Annotated in this window: 20 protein-coding genes; 17 read left to right on the top strand and 3 right to left on the bottom strand. The window is 66.4% G+C overall.

Annotated elements, in window-relative coordinates; all coding sequences use genetic code 11:
• Positions 1 to 427 precede the first annotated feature (427 nt).
• Positions 428 to 1,030, bottom strand: coding sequence for a GNAT family N-acetyltransferase (locus ABZS64_RS31725; RefSeq protein ID WP_355837186.1), 603 nt, complete (start codon positions 1,028 to 1,030; stop codon positions 428 to 430).
• A gap of 645 nt (positions 1,031 to 1,675) precedes the next feature.
• Here ABZS64_RS31725 and ABZS64_RS31720 point away from each other — a divergent pair.
• The 3 genes from ABZS64_RS31720 (at position 1,676) to ABZS64_RS31710 (ending at position 4,782) form a co-directional block, all read left to right on the top strand.
• Positions 1,676 to 1,924 carry an SCO4226 family nickel-binding protein gene (locus ABZS64_RS31720; RefSeq protein WP_355837184.1) on the top strand — a complete coding sequence of 83 codons (249 nt, stop codon included), beginning with the start codon at positions 1,676 to 1,678 and terminating at the stop codon, positions 1,922 to 1,924.
• 1,203 nt (positions 1,925 to 3,127) lie between these two features.
• Entirely contained in the window at positions 3,128 to 4,282 is a 1,155-nt protein-coding gene (locus ABZS64_RS31715; RefSeq protein ID WP_355837182.1) for an ImmA/IrrE family metallo-endopeptidase, read from the top strand.
• Positions 4,282 to 4,782: a DUF4411 family protein gene (locus ABZS64_RS31710; protein ID WP_355837180.1), complete on the top strand. Its 501-nt coding sequence runs from the start codon at positions 4,282 to 4,284 to the stop codon at positions 4,780 to 4,782. Before ABZS64_RS31715 ends, ABZS64_RS31710 begins: the two co-directional genes overlap by 1 nt.
• 69 nt (positions 4,783 to 4,851) lie before the next feature.
• Here the strand turns inward: ABZS64_RS31710 and ABZS64_RS31705 are convergent, their stop codons facing one another.
• Both ABZS64_RS31705 and ABZS64_RS31700 read right to left on the bottom strand, forming a co-directional pair.
• On the bottom strand, positions 4,852 to 6,099 hold the full coding sequence (locus ABZS64_RS31705) for a tetratricopeptide repeat protein (protein ID WP_355837178.1): 1,248 nt from the start codon (positions 6,097 to 6,099) through the stop codon (positions 4,852 to 4,854).
• 158 nt (positions 6,100 to 6,257) lie between these two features.
• Positions 6,258 to 6,593: a winged helix-turn-helix domain-containing protein gene (locus ABZS64_RS31700; protein ID WP_355837176.1), complete on the bottom strand. Its 336-nt coding sequence runs from the start codon at positions 6,591 to 6,593 to the stop codon at positions 6,258 to 6,260.
• A gap of 411 nt (positions 6,594 to 7,004) precedes the next feature.
• On the opposite strand from ABZS64_RS31700, the gene ABZS64_RS31695 reads away from it, so the two are divergent.
• The 14 genes from ABZS64_RS31695 (at position 7,005) to ABZS64_RS31630 (ending at position 17,260) form a co-directional block, all read left to right on the top strand.
• Positions 7,005 to 7,298, top strand: coding sequence for a hypothetical protein (locus ABZS64_RS31695; RefSeq protein WP_355837174.1), 294 nt, complete (start codon positions 7,005 to 7,007; stop codon positions 7,296 to 7,298).
• Positions 7,295 to 8,275: a DUF2637 domain-containing protein gene (locus ABZS64_RS31690; RefSeq protein ID WP_355837172.1), complete on the top strand. Its 981-nt coding sequence runs from the start codon at positions 7,295 to 7,297 to the stop codon at positions 8,273 to 8,275. The genes ABZS64_RS31695 and ABZS64_RS31690 overlap by 4 nt, the downstream gene beginning before the upstream one ends.
• Positions 8,275 to 8,658, top strand: a complete 384-nt coding sequence (locus ABZS64_RS31685) for an RRQRL motif-containing zinc-binding protein (protein WP_355837170.1) — start codon at positions 8,275 to 8,277, stop codon at positions 8,656 to 8,658. The genes ABZS64_RS31690 and ABZS64_RS31685 overlap by 1 nt, the downstream gene beginning before the upstream one ends.
• 29 nt (positions 8,659 to 8,687) lie before the next feature.
• Positions 8,688 to 8,921: a hypothetical protein gene (locus ABZS64_RS31680; RefSeq protein ID WP_355837169.1), complete on the top strand. Its 234-nt coding sequence runs from the start codon at positions 8,688 to 8,690 to the stop codon at positions 8,919 to 8,921.
• Between the two features lie 94 nt (positions 8,922 to 9,015).
• On the top strand, positions 9,016 to 11,301 hold the full coding sequence (locus ABZS64_RS31675; protein WP_355837167.1) for a cell division protein FtsK: 2,286 nt from the start codon (positions 9,016 to 9,018) through the stop codon (positions 11,299 to 11,301).
• A gap of 140 nt (positions 11,302 to 11,441) precedes the next feature.
• Positions 11,442 to 11,693, top strand: coding sequence for a hypothetical protein (locus tag ABZS64_RS31670; protein WP_355837165.1), 252 nt, complete (start codon positions 11,442 to 11,444; stop codon positions 11,691 to 11,693).
• A gap of 15 nt (positions 11,694 to 11,708) precedes the next feature.
• On the top strand, positions 11,709 to 11,897 hold the full coding sequence (locus tag ABZS64_RS31665) for a hypothetical protein (RefSeq protein WP_355837163.1): 189 nt from the start codon (positions 11,709 to 11,711) through the stop codon (positions 11,895 to 11,897).
• Positions 11,898 to 11,909: 12 nt separating this feature from the next.
• The gene (locus ABZS64_RS31660; RefSeq protein ID WP_355837161.1) at positions 11,910 to 12,509 is read left to right on the top strand and encodes a hypothetical protein; all 600 of its coding nucleotides are present in this window, start codon (positions 11,910 to 11,912) and stop codon (positions 12,507 to 12,509) included.
• A gap of 89 nt (positions 12,510 to 12,598) precedes the next feature.
• Complete coding sequence (locus ABZS64_RS31655) at positions 12,599 to 13,513, top strand: bifunctional DNA primase/polymerase (RefSeq protein ID WP_355837160.1); 915 nt, start codon at positions 12,599 to 12,601, stop codon at positions 13,511 to 13,513.
• The gene (locus ABZS64_RS31650) at positions 13,510 to 13,863 is read left to right on the top strand and encodes a hypothetical protein (RefSeq protein ID WP_355837158.1); all 354 of its coding nucleotides are present in this window, start codon (positions 13,510 to 13,512) and stop codon (positions 13,861 to 13,863) included. The genes ABZS64_RS31655 and ABZS64_RS31650 overlap by 4 nt, the downstream gene beginning before the upstream one ends.
• Positions 13,860 to 15,035, top strand: a complete 1,176-nt coding sequence (locus ABZS64_RS31645; protein WP_355837157.1) for a DUF3631 domain-containing protein — start codon at positions 13,860 to 13,862, stop codon at positions 15,033 to 15,035. The genes ABZS64_RS31650 and ABZS64_RS31645 overlap by 4 nt, the downstream gene beginning before the upstream one ends.
• A 225-nt stretch (positions 15,036 to 15,260) precedes the next feature.
• Positions 15,261 to 15,470 carry a helix-turn-helix domain-containing protein gene (locus tag ABZS64_RS31640; protein WP_355837155.1) on the top strand — a complete coding sequence of 70 codons (210 nt, stop codon included), beginning with the start codon at positions 15,261 to 15,263 and terminating at the stop codon, positions 15,468 to 15,470.
• A gap of 73 nt (positions 15,471 to 15,543) precedes the next feature.
• Positions 15,544 to 16,746: a site-specific integrase gene (locus tag ABZS64_RS31635; protein WP_355837153.1), complete on the top strand. Its 1,203-nt coding sequence runs from the start codon at positions 15,544 to 15,546 to the stop codon at positions 16,744 to 16,746.
• Between the two features lie 172 nt (positions 16,747 to 16,918).
• The gene (locus ABZS64_RS31630) at positions 16,919 to 17,260 is read left to right on the top strand and encodes a hypothetical protein (RefSeq protein WP_355837151.1); all 342 of its coding nucleotides are present in this window, start codon (positions 16,919 to 16,921) and stop codon (positions 17,258 to 17,260) included.
• The last annotated feature ends 228 nt before the right edge of the window (positions 17,261 to 17,488 follow it).

The following is a 17,488-nucleotide window of genomic DNA, read 5'->3' as shown; positions in this document are numbered from 1 at the left end:
TCCGTTCGCCCTGTCCTGGAGACGAATCCCAAGATCTTCTCCAGGATTTCTCCAGAGAGCCCCCAAGGAACAGGTCAGGGCCAGTCTCCTCAGCGGAGGACCGGCCCTGACCTGGTACTTCTCTGTCGGGGTGGCGGGATTTGAACCCACGACCTCTTCGTCCCGAACCAACTTGGGTGAGCCCTCAGTCTTGGGGCGCGGTGCATCTCGGCTGCTGCGATGGTCCGCAGGCGTCCGCGTTCGTCCGCCGTTGTGCGTCGGCGTTGTCACGCAGTTAGACACTCACCCACTTGGACGACAAGGGACGCGACCAAGCGCTTAGAAGATGCGGGCACACCCTTGTTGCGGGCCCTGCCCGGCCTGCGCCAACGCCGTGGCGTGCTGCGAGTGCTGCCGTCGTCCGTCCTCGTTGCCGTCGGCGCTGCCGTCATACGGCACCCGGTACTGCTCGTCTGTGACCTTGAGGGTCGTGTCCCGCCACCTGGTGTAGCCCGTGAGCATCTCTGCTGGGGGTCCGGTACAGCACACACTGGCGAAGCGGCCCTTCGGGAACGCTCGGATCCTCGAAGTCGTCAGCCGGGTCCCGGGTCATGCCGATCCGGCGCATCACCGCCTGGGAACGATGGTTGTTGATGGTCGTCGACGCAACGACCTCCGGCAGCCCGAGGGCCTCGAAACCAAAGGCCAGGCAGGCCAGGGCGGCCTCGGTGGCGTAGCCGTGACCCCACGCCGAACGCTTCAACCGCCACCCGACGTCCACCCCCGCGTACGGCATGTCCTCGCCCACTTCGTCCAAGCCAGCGCGGCCGATGAACTCACCGGTCTCCCGTGCTTCGAGCGCCCACCACCCAAAACCTCGCTCGTCGAACTCGGCCTGCATGAGTGCCACTGCGGCATCACTCTGCTCCCGTGTCAGCAGTTCCCCCAGGTGTTCCCGAACTTCGGGATCGGCGTTCATCGCCGCCCACGGATCGAGGTCGGACTCCCGCCACCGGCGGAGCAGGAGACGATCAGTACGCAGTTCTGGCATGCCGCCCAGCCAACGCCATCACGCTCAGGGTGTCGATCGGTTATGTCGCCTACGGTGCTCGCCACCACCAGCCCCTGCGTGGATCTTCACGGCCTACACCACCGGTGGGGCGCCATCTTGGGGAGCGCTGCTTTGTAAGCCTGGCGCCGCTCACCGACGCGTTCTCGCTGGTCGCCCTGCGCACGGCGGTGCGGAGTCTGCTGGCAGGCTTCCGCGCTGTCAGAGGCTCCGAGTTACCGTGGTTTACCGCTCGATCTGGCATGCATCTGGCACACGTGCTGCAGCAGTGCCTACCTCCGCACGGCGAGAAACACCCCATCTTGCCCGACGGCTACCCCTGGGAGGAAACCCGTATGGTCGGGGGCCGCTGACCTGGTGTTTCACTGTTGGAGGCTGTAGCTCGACTGTCACTGGCGGTCGTCGTTGGTCGACCTTGTGGGGCCTCGGACGGCCCAGAGACGGCCCGGCCGTGAAGCTCACAGCCGACGTCAAACAGCGGAGGCAGCCCGCCACTGCGGGCCTGATGCGTGCCAGCCCGTGCGGTCGCCGTCACGGTCGTACGGGCACAGGATGGAGATGATGGCTGGCAAGCGGGTTGGCCATTCGCAACGCCGGGACGCAGAAGTCGGAAGGAGGTGCGACGCCATGCCCCAGTTCATGGACGTCCACCACGGGATGAAGGACATCACGGCCGACCAACTGAGGGAGGCCATCCAGGATAACCGGGCCATCGAAGGGGAAGAAGGCGTCCACTTCGAGAGGGCCTGGGCGGACCCGGAGGCCGGCACGGTCTACTGCCTCTCCGAGGCTCCCTCGGCCGAAGCGGTCAAACGCATTCACGAACGCACAGGTCACCTGACCGACGAGATCCACCCTCTCCCCCACACCGTGTGAACAAAGCCCCCACCCGCGGAGAAGCGCAGTCGGGAACGTACTTCCCTCACCCACCACTCAGCCCAGCTCCCATCCCGTCTGCCGTCGACCCACACACCGTGGAGCGGGCGTGGTTCCTGGCGTCCAGGTGGAGCGCGCCACTGCACGAACGACCTGGACGCCAGGGGCCGCGCCTGCTCGGCTCTGCCTGGGTCGATGGCAGACGGGATGGGAGCTCCCCGCACACGCCACCAACGGGCCAGGCACTCGCGAACGGCGCCCCCGCCATCCCGGAGCCTGAGCGCCCCCGCCGGAGGCATGTCTTGGCCGCGGGTGACGTCCTCGCTTCTGCCCGCTGCACGTAGCGCGCCGCCTGGCGCGGCCAGCCGGGGCGCAGACACGAGGCAGGCCGCGCCGCAGAGGCGGCGCGCGCTCGCGCTGTGCGCGGGCCTTGATGGGAGTAGAGAAAGTTCTACTGCGCTGCGAGCGCTGGGGACCGTTGTCAGCACGCATGATGTCGAGAGATCGGTGCAGGCGAGCTACTCGCACATCACGCGGGAGATGCGGGCGGAGCTGATTGCGGCGCTCACTGCAGGATGGGAGGCGGCGCTCGATGCCCGGTTGCCCCCACGTCGCCTGCGGCAGGCCTGAACGTCCTTCAACAGGAGCGGCTGAAGGCGCGTCAGTAGATGCCGTCTGGGGGGCGGAATTCCAAGATCTTCTCCCAGATTTCTCCCAAGAGGCCCAAGAAACCACTCAGGGGCATGATCCACTGAGTGGATCATGCCCCTGACCTGGTGTTTCAGCTGTCGGGGTGGCGGGATTTGAACCCACGACCTCTTCGTCCCGAACGCGATCAGACCCTTTGGGACCTTGTCCACAAGGCGCTGAGCTGCACGTGCCACTCCGCAACCGTCCATAGCTGTCCAGGACGGTACTGGCGCGGCTGTCTCGTTTGGCCCCCCGTTTGGCCCCCTGCCCGGACGCCTCCGACGACGTCTCGTGGACGGATTGTGCCTGGTCCCGTGGCCTCTGGTTGTGTCCGCTCGCCCGTATGTGTGCTCCGCTGCTGCCGCATGAGCTTGGTGTACAGACGGCCCAAGCATGCTCCGCAACGCAATTGGGCAGAGACACACCTACGGCAGTGTCCGATCCGTGACAGAACGTAGAGTTCGCAAGCGTCACTTTGGTCCCTAACCTAAGGTCGAGGGGGAGGTGAGTGGCATGTCTGTCCGTGTCCGGGTAGAACCGGCTCTGTTGGAGTGGGCGGTTGAGCGGGCCGGATGGTCGGAGGAGGCTGCCGCCCAACGTGTCCCGAAGCTTGAGGAGTGGCTTGCTGGGAGAACTCGCCCCACGCTGAAGCAGTTGGAGCGTTTCGCTCACGCCACTCACGCACCGCTCGGACTGTTGTTCCTCCCTGAGCCGCCGGAGGAGCCTGTACCGATCCCCGACATGCGAACGCTGGGCAATCGCGCGATTGTTCGCCCCTCCGTCGACCTACTTGACACCATCTATTCTTGCCAGTCTCGGCAGGACTGGTACCGCGATTACGCGAACACCCACGGCTACCCAGACCTCGAATTCGTCGGCTCTGTGAACACCTCTAGTAACGCCCGGGAAGTAGCCGACGAGATCAGGGAAGAGTTGCGCTTCGGTGTTTCCGAGCGGACGGCTTTTGCATCTTGGAAGGAAGCGTTGCGCCAGCTCATCGACCGCATCGAGAGTATTGGTGTTCTCGTTATGGTCAATGGGGTAGTGGGGGCTGACACTCACCGTAAGCTGAAGCCGGAGGAGTTTCGCGGGTTTGCCTTGTCTGATCCTATTGCCCCGTTGATTTTTGTAAACGGTGCGGACACTAAAGCTGCCCAAATATTCACCATGGTTCATGAGCTTTGCCATATCTGGCTCGGTGAAAGTGCACTCTCTGATGCTGCAATGGCAAAGAAGAGCGACAATGAGGCGGAGCTATGGTGCAATCGTGTGGCAGCGGAAGTGCTTGTTCCATTGGTCGAAATTCGCGGTGAGTACGGCGGCGAGGTTACAGTTGCCGAGTTGGAGCGTCTTGCGCGTCGATACCGCGTAAGTACCCTAGTGATTTTGAAACGGCTCTATGATGCCGGGTTCCTCAACTGGGATGACTATCAGGCGCGGTACGCTTCTGAACGCCAACGTGTTATCTCTGCTATGGCAGGGCGGGATGGCGAGTCTGGCGGTAGCTTCTACAACACACAGCCCCTACGTCTAGGCCGACGGTTCGCACGCGCAGTGATCGCAGACACCTTTGAAGGAGGGACGCCCTTCAGGGATGCTTATCATCTTCTGGGCACGAAAAAGCATCAGACGTTTGAGAATCTCGTTGAGAAAATCGGGGCCGCCTAATGTATCTGGTCGACTCCAACGTGCTAATCGAGGCGAAGAATCGCTACTATGCCTTCGATATAGCGCCTGGATTCTGGGCGTGGCTCGATTACGCCCACACCAACTTCGTGGCATGCAGCATTGAGCCCGTACGGGATGAGTTGATTCACGGTGGCGACGAGCTAGCAGACTGGGCAAGCGGTCATCCTGACTTCTTTCGTCCCATTGACGAAGTCACTACCACACACTTTCCGTCGCTAACGCGCTGGGCGAATTCTCGCAGCTATACGACTGCTGCAGTCACGGAATTTTTGAACAACACGGCCGATTTCTTCCTGGTGGCATATGCGATAGCGCACAATCACACGCTCGTCACCCACGAACAACCCCGTCCGGACTCTAAGAGGCGTATTCTTATTCCTGACGCCTGCGAGGCGCTGGCGGTTACCTACGCGAATACGTTCGTAATGTTGCGCAATTCGAGAGCGCGGCTCGACTTTCAAACGCCGACGGCTGCCTGATCGACGTACGCTCAAATGGCGTGATACGACCTGGGTCCATGTGAACCCAGGTCGCTTTTCCGAGAGAAGTCAGCGAGGCATAAACCCGGGCTTCTGTTCGGCGAGCGAGTGAAGCCGCGCGAGGTAGTCCTGCGCCCCCGGCTCGGAGCTGTATCGGCGGCGCATCTCGGCAGCAAGCTCACGGCTGGTCATGATCAGCGAAGGCACCGACTTACGGTCCCCTTCGAGGGCTCGCTCCCCCATGATGAGTGCCTGCTCCAAGTCGCCCTCACGTGCCGCCGTGACGCCCAGCGTGACGCGAGCTTCAGCGTTACGCATCGGCGAGCGGTCGGTGCCGTCGAAGTCTGTTCCTACCCTCAGCACCTCTTCCGCGAGCGTGCGTGCGAGCTTGTCCTCACCGACCAGGCGGTAGCAGTCCATCGCGTAGAAGTCGAACTTGGAGGGGTCCACCACGAAGTGGTTGTCCAGGTTCTCGGGGTGCGGCATCCCTTCGAGCATTCGCCGCCCCTTGTCCAAGGCGACCTCGACTTGCCGGCGGTCTCCGAGCCGCGCCCATGCCTTGGCTTCCTGGGCGGCGAGCTGCACGGCCACGCCGTGGTGCGCCGCCGTCTCGGCTCCGGCCTGCGCTGCTGCGATGACGCCGCGGTAGTCGCCGGTCGTGAGAGCGAACCATGCCCGCATTTCGTGCGCCCACCCAGCGACCTCCGCGTGGTCAGCCTCGATCGCGAGCGAGAGCGCGGCCTGTCGTGTGGACTCGGCCGCGTGGCGGTCGCCCGTGTCGTACTCGACACAGCCGACCAGTAGCGCGAGCCAACCGGACAGCGTGAGCACTTCCCGGTGCTGCGCGAGCGTGAGGCTCTTCTTGTGGAGGTCAACGACACGACGGAGCCACTGGCGCCCCTCGATGAGAAGCTGTTCGCTCGGCATGAACGGATACTCCGAGCTGAGCCGGTCTGCTGTGATCCGCAGAGCATCGAGCGTGGCGTTGTCGACGTCAGACCGGTTGAGACGACTCACGATCTCCAGCGTCTCCATGCCGGATGCTGCCAAGATCTCGTGGTCCCCGTCTCGCCGCGAGGGCGCGGGGAAGAGCGCGTGCGTCACGGTGCCGAAGAGGGCCGCGATGATCGGTTGGTAGAAGTCGTTCGGCATCTGGCCTGACTCCCAGCGCTTCCACTGGCGAATCATGCTGTCTTCCGCGGGCAGCTCCGTGGGAGCGTGCGCCCGCAGTGCCCTTACAGCGTCACGCTGCGACCAGTCACGAGCCGCTCGTTCAGCAGCGATGCGCCGCGCCCATGCGGCCCTGTCGTCGCTCATGTGCCCTCCTCCGAGTGCCTACTCCGAGTCTCACCCGCGGGCCAGGGGGACAGGGAAGGGGACACGGGGGTGTCACTGGACATGTCCCTACCTCTGCCTCGCCGTCCCCTGGCTGTCACTTACGTCACAACTCCCGTTCCTTGCATGCTGGTTGCAGATCACGCACCACCCGGGACGGAACGTTCTTCGAGCGCTGCGACCCGTTCAGCCAACGCCTGAATCTGGGAGCGAATTTCCTTGATGTCGTCGTGCATGTCGCTGGTGGGAGCAGACCCGTCACTGACGAAGTTACCGAGGTTCCCGGCCGACACGATCAGCCCGTCGGCTCGGAGTGCGGCCAAGCCGTTTTGGATGGTCTGGCTCGCAAATCCGAACCGGTCGATCAACTCGCGCTGTGACGGGAGCTTCTCCCCCGGCTTCATCTTCTTGATGTCCTCGCGAAGGGCGTCCGCGACCTGCACCGCTTTCGGCTTGGGTCCTCCTGTGACAGTCATGCTCTGAGCCTACCCACCACAGCGAACTAGAGCGCATCACCCCATGAGGGTTGTGCGCCACAGCAGACTAGTGCAAGCTAGTTAATGAGCGGGCGTCCGGATCCTCGGGCGGTAGCCGCTTGACCTGTGTAAAGCGCCCGGATGGCCCCGTGAAACGGGTCTGAAGGAAGCGTCTGTTCCTTGACAACTCAACAGCGAGGTCACCGCCTCCTCAGAAAGGCGGTCGGCGCGGCTCTGGTCCGCGCGCAGTGCAAGTACGCAGCCCTGTGCTGCCCAGGCATCCCTGAGCCAGTCGGTTCGGGGGTGGTGGGGAGCGTTGGGAGTTCTTCCCTGCTTCAACGGCGGGCGGCCCCGGTGCTCGAACACCGGGGCCGCTGTTCGGGCCGTTCCGCCTTGAGAGGAGTACGACCCATGAAGAACATCGTTGCTGGTCATGTGGCTGTTACCGCCACAGAGTTCGTTGAGCTCGCGCTCGGTACCCCGCTGGATCTGTGGCTGGGTGTAGAGGGCGAAACCGAGCAAGAGCGCGCGGCTCGTCTTGATGCTGCGCGGGACATCCTCACCGACTACCCGGAGCTCCCCGACGACGTCAGCCGGGTTGCTGCGGAAGCGATCGAGGCGTTCGCCCCGGAACTGTTCAACGTGATCACGCTGCCGCGGTCCGCCGGTCCTCGTCGGCCGCGCCGCAGGGCGGTGGCGGCATGACCACCGCATCCGAGACGGCGCGCCCCACGGTGCCGCCGCTGAGTCGCCCGGAACAGGGTCTGGCCGGTCTGGGCGCGGTTTCCGCCGCCGGAGTCGGCGCGCTGGGCCTGGTGGCCTCGTTCGATGCCGTTTCGGCCGCCGCTCTGGAATGGGGTTTCTCCGCTCCGTGGATGCTGCCGGTCGGCATCGATGTGGCGATCCCGGTATTCACCGTCGCCAACCTGCTGTTGATCCGCATGGATATGGCGCTGGCCTGGGTGCGGTTCGTTCCCTGGGTGCTGACGCTGATCACGTGCGGGCTGAACGTCGCGGCCGGGCACGGGATGTGGGCGAAGGTGGCCCACGGCACGATGCCACTGCTGTGGGTGGTGTTCTCCGAGATCGGAGCCCACATCTACGCCGTCCGCATCGGTGCCGTGACCGGCCGCCGGATGGACAAGATCCGGTTCGGCCGCTGGCTGCTGGCCTTCCCCTCCACTTTCGCTCTCTGGCGTCGGATGACGCTGTGGGAGATCACCTCCTACGCGGTGGCGTTGGAGCGGGAGAAGGAACGGCAGTTGGCGCGTGCCGAGCTGCGCGAGCAGTACGGGCGGCGGTGGCGCAAGCACACCCCGCAGCGCACACGGGTCCTGCTCAAGCTCGGAGAAATGGCCCCCGCGGGTGTGCCGGCCGATCCGGAGCCGGAGCCGGAGCCGGACCCGGCGGGCGACCCGAAGCCGAAGCCGCGGCGGCCCCGTCAAGCCAAGGCGAAGGGCAAGGCCACGCGTACTCCGGCCGAGATGCTGACGGTGGCGCGTGAGCTCACCGCGGGTTGGTCGGATGCGGAGCTGACGGCGGACCGGATCCGCACCACGGTGCGGGTGTCTGCGGCAAACGCGCGGATGATCCGCGACACGCTCAAGACCGAGCGGGCCGCGGGGAACGCCGTTACCGATTCTCGTCAGATTGACGTAGCCGCTGAGGCGGTGGCGGCCTGATGTCGCCGACGTTCGGCAAGTGCTTCGATCCGACCGGCACCACGTACGGCATCCCGACGTACCCGTGGCAGTACGCGCCGGTCGGGCACGCTACCCGGCGTCAGCTCCGGGCCCGTGGCCTACGGCCCGGTGGGCAGCCGATTGCCGCGCAGGTCATGCGCCGCTGCCGGGGCCGCAAGTCCGGGGTCCTGGTCGCCTACCTGTATCGCATCGACCGCGCGAAGCCGGTTCGGCCGATGACGTCGCGGAAGTGGGGTGCGCTCGCGCTGGCGATGCTCGCCCGCCGCACCTGCCCGGTCTGCCAGTTGGACGCGGGGTACTGCATTCCGCCCTCGCTCGGCATGTGCGTGACCTGTGCCTTTCCTGAACAGCGCGTCGCCTGAACACCTCATCTGACGCAAGGAGATTCGTTGTGATCGGCAAGATCGCTTGGCCCGCCAACGTGCTGTTCCGGTTCCTGACCATCGTCGGGGCCACCGTCGATGTGATCCCGCAGCCGAGTGCGAACTACCCGGGCCGTCATGCGGCCGTCTGCGGCGGCTGCGGCGAGACGTACGACAACCCGGCGTGCGTGGTGCGCGAGCTCAAGGGCTGGGCGCAGGCGCACTCGGAGACCTGCCGCGCACTGCCCCGCCCCACCGCGTGACCCGTACGGCTTTGTTCACCGGGGCCCGGACGGTCGGCCGTCGAAAGCGCCGTCCGGGTCCCTTCCAACCCCGTGTCCCAGGGAGGGACGTTCAGTGAATCACGACGACGAGAACGAACTCTTCAACCGACTCGAAGCCGACATGGCACCCGACTCGGGTGCGGAGGTAGTCGACTTGGGCAAGGCCCGATCCGCCCGTATCGGGTCGGCCGACTCGGTTGGCCCCCGTGCACCCGACTCCGACCGTGGCCGGTCGGCCGACTCGTCAATGCCGGGTGCGGTGAAGCCGGGTGAGTGGGAGGCCGAACTCCCCGACGCCGACGACCCTGAAGCCGAAGGGCTCAGCGAAGGTGCGCCGGTCGACCCGCCGCGCGAGGTCTACCCGCCGTCCGTGGCTGAGTGGATGGAGGCCAAGGACAAGGCACGGCTCGCGGTCTTGCCGGACTGGGTGAAGCTGCCCGACCAGCGCCGGGCCGTGCGCAAGTGGGCGATACGGCACTACTCGACCGTGGTCGGCTATCACGCGGTTCGCCTGCCGTGCATCTACACCCCGAAGGTGCTGGCCTACTCGCCGCGCGGTGCGTGGCGCTGGTCGACCTCCGTCGGACGGTGGGTGTTCGACGCTGAGGGAAAGGGGCTGCGGCTGGCGGCTGTGGCTGCGGAGGATGCGGGCGAGTACCTGAAGCTGTCGCGGCAGCGCAACGACCGCGTGCGGCTGCGCGGCATCGTCGCCGCTCTCGCCGGATTCATCGGCCTAGCGGCAGTCCTGACCCTGTGGGTGATGGCCCCGTCGTGGCTGCTCCTGCTGTCCATCGCGACGCTGACCACCACGCTGGGTGTGGTCGGTGCTCCGGCCGACCGGCCGCTGATCGATATGGCCAAGGTGACCTTCCGCAAGCGCAAGCTGTCCTCGGATATCGTCATCCGCGCCCACGAGGCAGCCGGACTGACCAGCAAGGATCAGTCGATCGCGTTCCCGAGGCCGATCGGCCGGGACGGGGACGGCTGGCGCGTGGTCGTCGACCTGCCGTACGGCAAGACCTTCGAGGACGCGCTCAAGGCGCACGCGCGGCTCGCGTCCGGTATGGACATCGCGCCTACTCAGCTGTTCCTCGACAAGGACGAGACGAGTGGCCGGCGGGTGTCGTACTGGATCGCCGACCGTGACCCGCTCGCGGTTCCGTCCGGCAAGTCCCCGCTGTTGGGGGCGACTCGGGTGGACTTCTGGAAGCCGTTCCCGTGGGGCGTGGATGAGCGGGGCAACCCGATGATGGCCACGATGCTGTGGCTGTCTCTGCTGGTCGGCGCGGTCCCGCGGCAGGGCAAGACGTTCAGTGCGCGCACCATCGCGCTGGCTGCGGCGCTGGACCCGTACGTGCGGTTGTACGTGTTCGACGGGAAGGCGTCGCCGGACTGGCGCAAGTTCGCCAAGGTCGCGCACCGCATCGGCTTCGGCATCGTCCCGAAGAACGGGTTGGACCCGGTGGTGCACCTGCTGACCTCGCTGCGTGAGTTGAAGGCGGACGTGGAGGACCGCTACCACCGGCTGTCGGAACTGCCGCTGCACATCTGCCCGGAAGGCAAGCTCACCCCGGAGATCAGCCGGGACAAGAAGCTGAACATGCCCCTCACGCTGTTCGTGGTGGATGAGGTGCAGGAGTACTTGACCCACCCCGAGCACGGCAAGGAAATCCTGTCCCTGCTCGTCTACCTCGCCCGGGTCGCTCCGGCGGTCGGCGTCTCGGTGATGACGTCGACGCAGAAGCCGGACGACAAGGCGTGCCCCTCGGAGCTGCGTGACCAGCATCAGGCGCGGTTCGCGCTGCGGGTGGGTGCGTACCAGGTCTCGGACACGATCCTGGGTGCAGGCTCGTACAGCGAGGGGTTGGATGCGTCCAAGCTGCTGAAGTCCCACAAGGGAGTTGGCCTGCTCAAGGGCATGTCCGACGACTCCGGCATCGTCCGCACCTACCTCGCCAACGGCCAGGACGCCGAACGCATCCTGACCCGCGCCGCAGCGCTGCGCGAGGCCGAAGGCACCCTGTCCGGCGACGCCGTGGGCGAGGCACCCGCGCCTGAGACGTCCGCGACGATCCTGGACGACGTGGCCGCGGTGCTCGGCAAGGGCGAGGCCAAGGTGTGGTCCGAGACCATCGTCGACCGCCTCGCCGACCTGCGCCCCGAGGCGTACGGGCCGTGGGCCGCCCTGGAGCCCAAGCCCAAGGCGGAAGCGCTCGGCTCCGCGCTCAAGCCGTTCGGCATCGCCACCGACCAGATCAGCCGCCGCATCGACGGACGGCAGGTCAACAAGCGCGGCATCAAGCGCGACGACCTCGCCACCGCGATTACGGAGCGCAACAAGAAGCGGGACGCCGGATAGGTCTCACAGGCTGCTACCGGTAGCGGCAGACGCTGCTACCGGTAGCAACCCTGCTAGCGACCCAAACCGCCCCTGATCAGGCCGCTAGCAGATAGCGGCCCACCTGCGAAAACCCTCAAAACCCGCCCTGGAGCCCTCTGATGACTCTCCAAGCCCTCGCTGCCGCATGCCTACTGCTGCTCACGTTCAGTTACGGCGTCCGGTGCTGGCTCAGCCCGTTCGGCCCGTGCCGCAAGTGCTCCGGCATGGGCCACGCGATCAAGCACGACCGCAAGGGCCGCATGAAGCGCGGCAAGGACTGCCGCCGCTGCAACGGCCACGGCATCCGCATACGCATCGGCCGCTGGATCTACAACCGCGCCGCGCGCATCCACCGCGACGGCACCCGCTAACCGACTGGAGACCTCATGGTCATCACCGTCTCGCTCGTCTTCATCTTCGGCATCGCCCTCGCGGTGCTGCTCAAGTTCAAGTCCCTCGGTGCCGGAGCCGCGATCGTCGCCGTGCTCTTCGGCTTCTACCTCGCCGACACCGAAGCGCGCACCAGCGTCAACGACCTCATGGGCGCGGTCATCACTGCGCTCCCGGACCGGTAGAGGAGCCCCGCCATGAATGAACCGATCGTCGCCCGCCACTGGCTCGCGATCCTCGCGCCGAAGGCAGCACCCGCGCTCGCGACGTCCACGGTGCTCATCCTCGGCCGGATCTGGAACGCCAACGGGGCAGAACACAGTCTCGGCAACGCCGCGTTGATGGTCGTCCTCGCGACCGGGGCCGCGGCGGCCGGCGGATTCGCCTCGGCCGGTCGCCGCGGTGACAGCGTGATTGCTGGAACCGCGTTCGCCGCATCCGGTGGCCTCGCCCTCGCAGGGGTCGCCGGATACGCAGACGGCTGGTCACTGCCGCTGCTGCTGTGGGCGCTCGCGACCGCCGTCGCGTACGGGCTCGCGGCCCGCTACTGGCGCACCGACCGCCGCGACACCATCGCCCACCAGCGGCACACCAGCGAACGGCGCGAGGAACACGCCCATGTCGAACGCGTCGAGGCCCTGCGCGCTGGAGCACAGATCGAGGTGGCCCGCTCCGGTGCCGCATACGCCGAAGCCCTCGCCACCGCGCTCGTCACCCGCGCGGCACTGCCCGGCTTCGACCCCAAGGCCCTGGAGTCCGCGGGCCTGCCCGAACTCTCCACCGACCAGCACTCCTAGCTACGCCCGGGGTGACCGCTCCATCTCGCCAAAGAAGCGCGGTCACCCCGGCAACCCAGCCCATCCGTAGAGAACTGGAGACATCCAGCATGACGCATGTACCGCCGTCAGCGCCGCTCACTGCGGCCCTGAACGCCGCTGAACGCGGCTGGCACGTCTTCCCCCTCCGCCCCCTCGACAAGCGCCCCGCCCTGCACGGGGAAACTGTCTGCCCCGGCATCGGGGACTGCGCGGGCGGTCACCGCAAGTGGGAAGAGCGCGCCACCATCGACCCCGACCGCATCCGCCGCGCGTGGGCCTCGCTGCCCTTCAACGTTGGTATCGCCACCGGCCCTTCCGGGCTGCTGGTCGTCGACCTCGACGTGCCCAAGACCAAGAACACGAGCAAGGGCAGTGCGGACACGCCTTCCGGCGTGACGACCTTCAAGGCGCTCTGCGAGCGCGCCGGGCAGGTCATGCCGACCACGCACACGGTGCGGACTGCGAGTGGTGGAGCGCATCTGTACTTCACCGTCCCGCCCGGGGTGCGGCTCGCCAATTCGGCGGGCAGGCTCGGCAGGCTCATCGACACCCGCGGATGGGGCGGCTACGTCGTCGCGGCGGGCAGCATCACCCCGACCGGCCCCTACACCCCTGTCGACCCCACCCCGCCCATACCGCTGCCGGATTGGCTGCACGCCCTTCTGACGCCCCGTCAGGCCTCGCGGGGACTGATGGCTGTCCCGTCGTCGTCCCGGGCCGCACGCTACGCCGCAGCGGCCTTGCGCGCCGAAACGGCGACCGTGCGGGACGCCCCGCAGGGCGAGCGCAACGCCACATTGCTGGCCGGGGCGCGAGCCCTGGGGCGGTTCATCGCGTGGGGCGACCTCCCGCGCGATGTGGTCGAGGAGGCTCTTTGGGGAGCGGGGGAGGCGGCCGGACTGTCCTCCCGCCGCTGCCGGGCGACCGTGCGTGACGGGCTGAACTGGTCCATTGCCCACAACCCGCAGCGGAGGACGGCATGAGCACCCCGCATCCTCCACGCCCAAAGAGCCTCGTCTCAGCCGCGACCGGCCCGCGCGTCGCGCAACTGGCCGCGGTTCCGGCGGGGGTGGGCGAGCCGAAAGGCGTCGCCGAAGGCGTCCCCACTGCTGTTCGCCCTGAGCCGCAGCCGGTAGACGGCCGGTACTTCGTGGCGTGGCTGCACGTCGTCGCACCCCGCGGTGGGACGCCGACCGCCACGTCCAAGTGCGCGTGTGGCCGGGACCGCAGCGCCGTTGGCCGCGACAACGTACGCGACCTCGTCCACGAGCACGACATGCACCGCGAGAACTGCCCGCTCCGCAGCACCACCGAAGAGAGGGAGGCGGCATGAGCGACACCCCGCTGCAGGAACCGGCGGCATCGACCGACGGGGCCGCGCTGCTGGACCAGGTCGAAGCCTTTCACCGGCGCTTCAACGTGTTCCCCCTCGATGCCGCGTACGTCGCGGTGACGTTGTGGGACGCGCACGCGCACCTGCTGGACTGCTTCGACGCCACCCCGCGCATCGCGTTCCTCTCCCCCGAGCCGGGCAGTGGGAAGAGCCGGGCTCTGGAAATCGTGGAAACCCTCGTGCCCAAGCCGCTCGTTGCGGCGAACGCGTCCGCCTCGGTGCTCTTCCGCGCCGTGTCCACGCTGGAGACGCGCCCGACGGTCCTGTTCGACGAAATTGACACCGTCTTTGGCCCCAAGGCAGGAGACAACGAACCCTTGCGAGGATTCCTGAACGCCGGGCACCGCCGCGGGGTGGGCATGTGGCGGTGCGTCGGCGACGGAGCCAATCAGCAGGTGCAGGAATTCCCCTCCTACTGCGCCGTGGCCATGGCCGGACTCGGCTCGCTGCCCGACACGATCCTGACCCGATCCGTCATCATCCGCATGCGCCGCCGCGCCAGGAACGAACACGTCGAGCCCTACCGGCAACGCATCCACGAGAAGGAAGGCAACGAGCTGCGCGACCGGCTCGCGAACTGGGCCCAGAGCGTCAGTCACCTGGTGGACGGGGTGTTTCCTGCCCTGCCGCCGGAGGTGACGGATCGGCCGGCAGATGTGTGGGAACCGCTCATCGCGATTGCGGATGCGGCAGGGGGCGAGTGGCCGACCCGGGCTCGTGCCGCGTGTGTCGAGCTGGTCAACGCGGCCAAGGTCGGGGACAAGGGCAGCATCGGTATCCGGCTGCTCACTGACCTGCGGGACTACGTGTTCAACGGCATCGACCGCCTGCCTACCGTCGCCGTCCTGGACCGGCTGCACAGCCTCGATGAGGCACCGTGGGCGGACATGAGCGGCAAGCCGCTGGACGCGCGCGGGTTGTCGCGGATGCTGCGGGAGTACATGACCGCGGACAACAAGCCCATCGCGGCCCGGAACATCAAGACCGGCACCAGCGTGATGAAGGGCTATTACGCGGCGGATCTCCACGATGCGTGGGCGCGGTACTGCCCCCCTACCCCTGAGAGTCCGCTACTTCCGCTACCTCCGCTACCGCGCAGGTCAGACGCCTGAAAAAGGTAGCGGATAGCCGGAATCTATCCGCTACCTCACCGCCCTATCCGCTACCGGCCCACGGACACCAACCGGGGGCCGGTAGCGGACTTATCCGCTACCGCAGCGCCTATCTGCTACCTCGATCATGCCCCTGACCAGGCAGGTAGCGGAGGTAGCGGAAGTAGCGGACCTGACAGGAAGGGGGGCCACCGCCGCCGGGACCTGCCGAGGAGGCACCGCCGTATGACCGCCGTTGCTGAACCTGCCGAACAGCTTCTCTACCGCCCCGAAGAGGCGGCCAAGGCTCTCAGGATCGGACGTTCGATGGTCTACGAGGAGATACGCCTCGGACGACTCCAGACCGTCCGCATCGGCCGTCGCCGACTCGTGCCGCCGGAGTACATCGAGCGGTACGTCGAACTCCTCAAGCGCGAGGCAGAAGCCACCGCCTGAACTTCCATCACCCAAGTTCCACAGGGCCGCGCCCTTCAGGGCGCGGCCCTGTCCTATGGAGGCATGACAGAGCATGACCGACACCCCGAAGCGCGCCCAAAGGGCTGGCCATGGTGCGGACACCATCTATTGGGACCCGGCCAAGAAGAGTTTCGTGGGGGCCGTCTCCCTGGGACACGGCCCGAACGGCAAGCGCCGTCGACCGAAGGTGTACGGCAAGACGAAGACCGAGGTGCGCCAGAAGATCCGTGACTTGAAGAAAGAGGTGCAGACCGGCGTCAAGGCGCCGGCCAACTACACCGTGGCCGACGCGGTGAACGACTTCTTGGAGCGCGGCCTGAAGGGACGTGACGACCAGACCGTAGGCAAGAACCGCTCGATGGCGAACAAGCACCTGATCCCGTTCGTCGGCAAGGCAAAGCTGAAGGAACTCAGCGCGGATGATGTCGACGACTGGTTGGACGATAGGGCCGAATTTCTCGCGACGCGAAGTCTGCGCGACCTGCTCGCCATCCTGCGCCGCTCCATCGCCCACGCTCAGCGCCGAGACAAGGCCGCGCGGAACGTCGCCCTACTCGTCACTGCACCGGAAGGTCGCCCCGGCCGTCCGAGCAAGGCGCTCAACCTGGAGCAGGCGAAAGCCGTGCTCACCGCCGCACGCCCGTCGCGGCTATACGCCTACCTCGTGCTCTCGCTGCTCAGTGGTGTTCGCACGGAAGAGGCACGGCCCCTCACCTGGGATCACGTCTTCCTGGAGACGAAGGGCGGAATCCCGCCCCACGTCGCAGTGTGGCGCTCGGTCCGCAAGCACGGCGAGACGAAGACCAGAAGAAGCCGCCGGACCATCGCTCTGCCAAAGCAGGTGGTCGACGTACTCGAAGAGCACATGCGATGGCAGAAGCAGGAGCGGGCATCGCGAGGGATGGAGTGGAGCCCGACCGGCCGCGTCTTCACCACCCGGAGCGGCGAGCCGCTCGACGCGGCCAACGTCCGGCGAGACTTCAAAGCCATCGTGAAGAAGGCGGGACTGAAGCCTGAGTGGACGCCGCGGGAGCTCCGGCACAGCTTCGTGTCACTCCTCTCCGACCATGGCATCCCTCTGGAGCGGATCGCACTGTTGGTCGGTCACAGCAGTCAGGCGACCACAGAGGCGGTCTACCGCAAGCAGCTCCGACCTGTGATCACCCAGGGTGCCGAAGCGATGGATGTCATCTTCGCCGAAGACCAGGAAGGCAAGGACACGGAGGACGACGGAGAGGGCGACGCGGTGGCCTGATCAAAATCGTTGGGTGCGGCTCTTCTGGAGGGACACAGTGACGGCGATTCGTCAGGAGGCACATCTCTGCTCCCATGACCTCCGTGTGCGCCCGCACCCGTGCCGGGCAGGCGCCTGCGGGGCGTCCGTGGCGTCGTAGGCTGGTACTGCACGGAGCGGCAGGAGGTCTGCCATGTCAAAGGAGTCCCGGCAGGCGAAGAAGGAGCAGCGTCAGCAGCTCAAGAAGCTCCCCTTCCGGGAGAGGCTCGCAGCAGCCCGCAGGCTGGGCGAGGGTCTGGACATTGAGCTACCCGACGCACCGGTCACCCGTGAGCGCTTTCAGGTGCTCGTCGCGGAGAACATTGACACAGCTGGCTTCGGCACCACCCGCGCCCTCAAGTACCGGTACACGATCACGGACACCGTCACCGGTCGGATTCAGAAGAGCGGCTACCAGTTCTCCGTACGGCTGGCACAGTCGGAGGCCAACAGCTACGTCACCAAGATTCTCAGCGGAAAGCAGGTGATCAAGTAGCTGCAGCGTGGGGTTCAAGCTCAGCGCTTCCTGAAGAAGAGCCACACCCAAATTCGTTTGGCCCCCTGTTTGGCCCCCCGAGCACGTCAGAGGGCCAATCGCGATCATGCGATTGGCCCTCTGACGTGCTACTTAAGGGTTGTCCCGTAACTGAAGTCGCCGCAGGCCCTAAGCCGTTCCTGTCCTGGGTGCCAATGGGTCACTGCGGGCGTTGTCAGTGGGCGCGGG

Source organism: Streptomyces sp. NPDC005408 (assembly GCF_040606445.1).
GTDB lineage: Bacteria > Actinomycetota > Actinomycetes > Streptomycetales > Streptomycetaceae > Streptomyces.
This window is presented reverse-complemented; position numbering and strand designations above follow the sequence as displayed.

Bases quoted from the DNA above. Each gene is read 5' to 3' on its own strand.
- ABZS64_RS31670 (WP_355837165.1), top strand. From the start codon at position 11,442: ATGACTCTCCAAGCCCTCGCTGCCGCATGCCTACTGCTGCTCACGTTC.
- ABZS64_RS31685 (WP_355837170.1), top strand. From the start codon at position 8,275: ATGTCGCCGACGTTCGGCAAGTGCTTCGATCCGACCGGCACCACGTAC.
- ABZS64_RS31655 (WP_355837160.1), top strand. From the start codon at position 12,599: ATGACGCATGTACCGCCGTCAGCGCCGCTCACTGCGGCCCTGAACGCC.
- ABZS64_RS31700 (WP_355837176.1), bottom strand. From the start codon at position 6,593: ATGACTGTCACAGGAGGACCCAAGCCGAAAGCGGTGCAGGTCGCGGAC.
- ABZS64_RS31645 (WP_355837157.1), top strand. From the start codon at position 13,860: ATGAGCGACACCCCGCTGCAGGAACCGGCGGCATCGACCGACGGGGCC.
- ABZS64_RS31725 (WP_355837186.1), bottom strand. From the start codon at position 1,030: ATGCCAGAACTGCGTACTGATCGTCTCCTGCTCCGCCGGTGGCGGGAG.
- ABZS64_RS31635 (WP_355837153.1), top strand. From the start codon at position 15,544: ATGACCGACACCCCGAAGCGCGCCCAAAGGGCTGGCCATGGTGCGGAC.
- ABZS64_RS31705 (WP_355837178.1), bottom strand. From the start codon at position 6,099: ATGAGCGACGACAGGGCCGCATGGGCGCGGCGCATCGCTGCTGAACGA.
- ABZS64_RS31650 (WP_355837158.1), top strand. From the start codon at position 13,510: ATGAGCACCCCGCATCCTCCACGCCCAAAGAGCCTCGTCTCAGCCGCG.
- ABZS64_RS31690 (WP_355837172.1), top strand. From the start codon at position 7,295: ATGACCACCGCATCCGAGACGGCGCGCCCCACGGTGCCGCCGCTGAGT.
- ABZS64_RS31660 (WP_355837161.1), top strand. From the start codon at position 11,910: ATGAATGAACCGATCGTCGCCCGCCACTGGCTCGCGATCCTCGCGCCG.
- ABZS64_RS31665 (WP_355837163.1), top strand. From the start codon at position 11,709: ATGGTCATCACCGTCTCGCTCGTCTTCATCTTCGGCATCGCCCTCGCG.
- ABZS64_RS31715 (WP_355837182.1), top strand. From the start codon at position 3,128: ATGTCTGTCCGTGTCCGGGTAGAACCGGCTCTGTTGGAGTGGGCGGTT.
- ABZS64_RS31695 (WP_355837174.1), top strand. From the start codon at position 7,005: ATGAAGAACATCGTTGCTGGTCATGTGGCTGTTACCGCCACAGAGTTC.
- ABZS64_RS31720 (WP_355837184.1), top strand. From the start codon at position 1,676: ATGCCCCAGTTCATGGACGTCCACCACGGGATGAAGGACATCACGGCC.
- ABZS64_RS31630 (WP_355837151.1), top strand. From the start codon at position 16,919: ATGTCAAAGGAGTCCCGGCAGGCGAAGAAGGAGCAGCGTCAGCAGCTC.
- ABZS64_RS31640 (WP_355837155.1), top strand. From the start codon at position 15,261: ATGACCGCCGTTGCTGAACCTGCCGAACAGCTTCTCTACCGCCCCGAA.
- ABZS64_RS31710 (WP_355837180.1), top strand. From the start codon at position 4,282: ATGTATCTGGTCGACTCCAACGTGCTAATCGAGGCGAAGAATCGCTAC.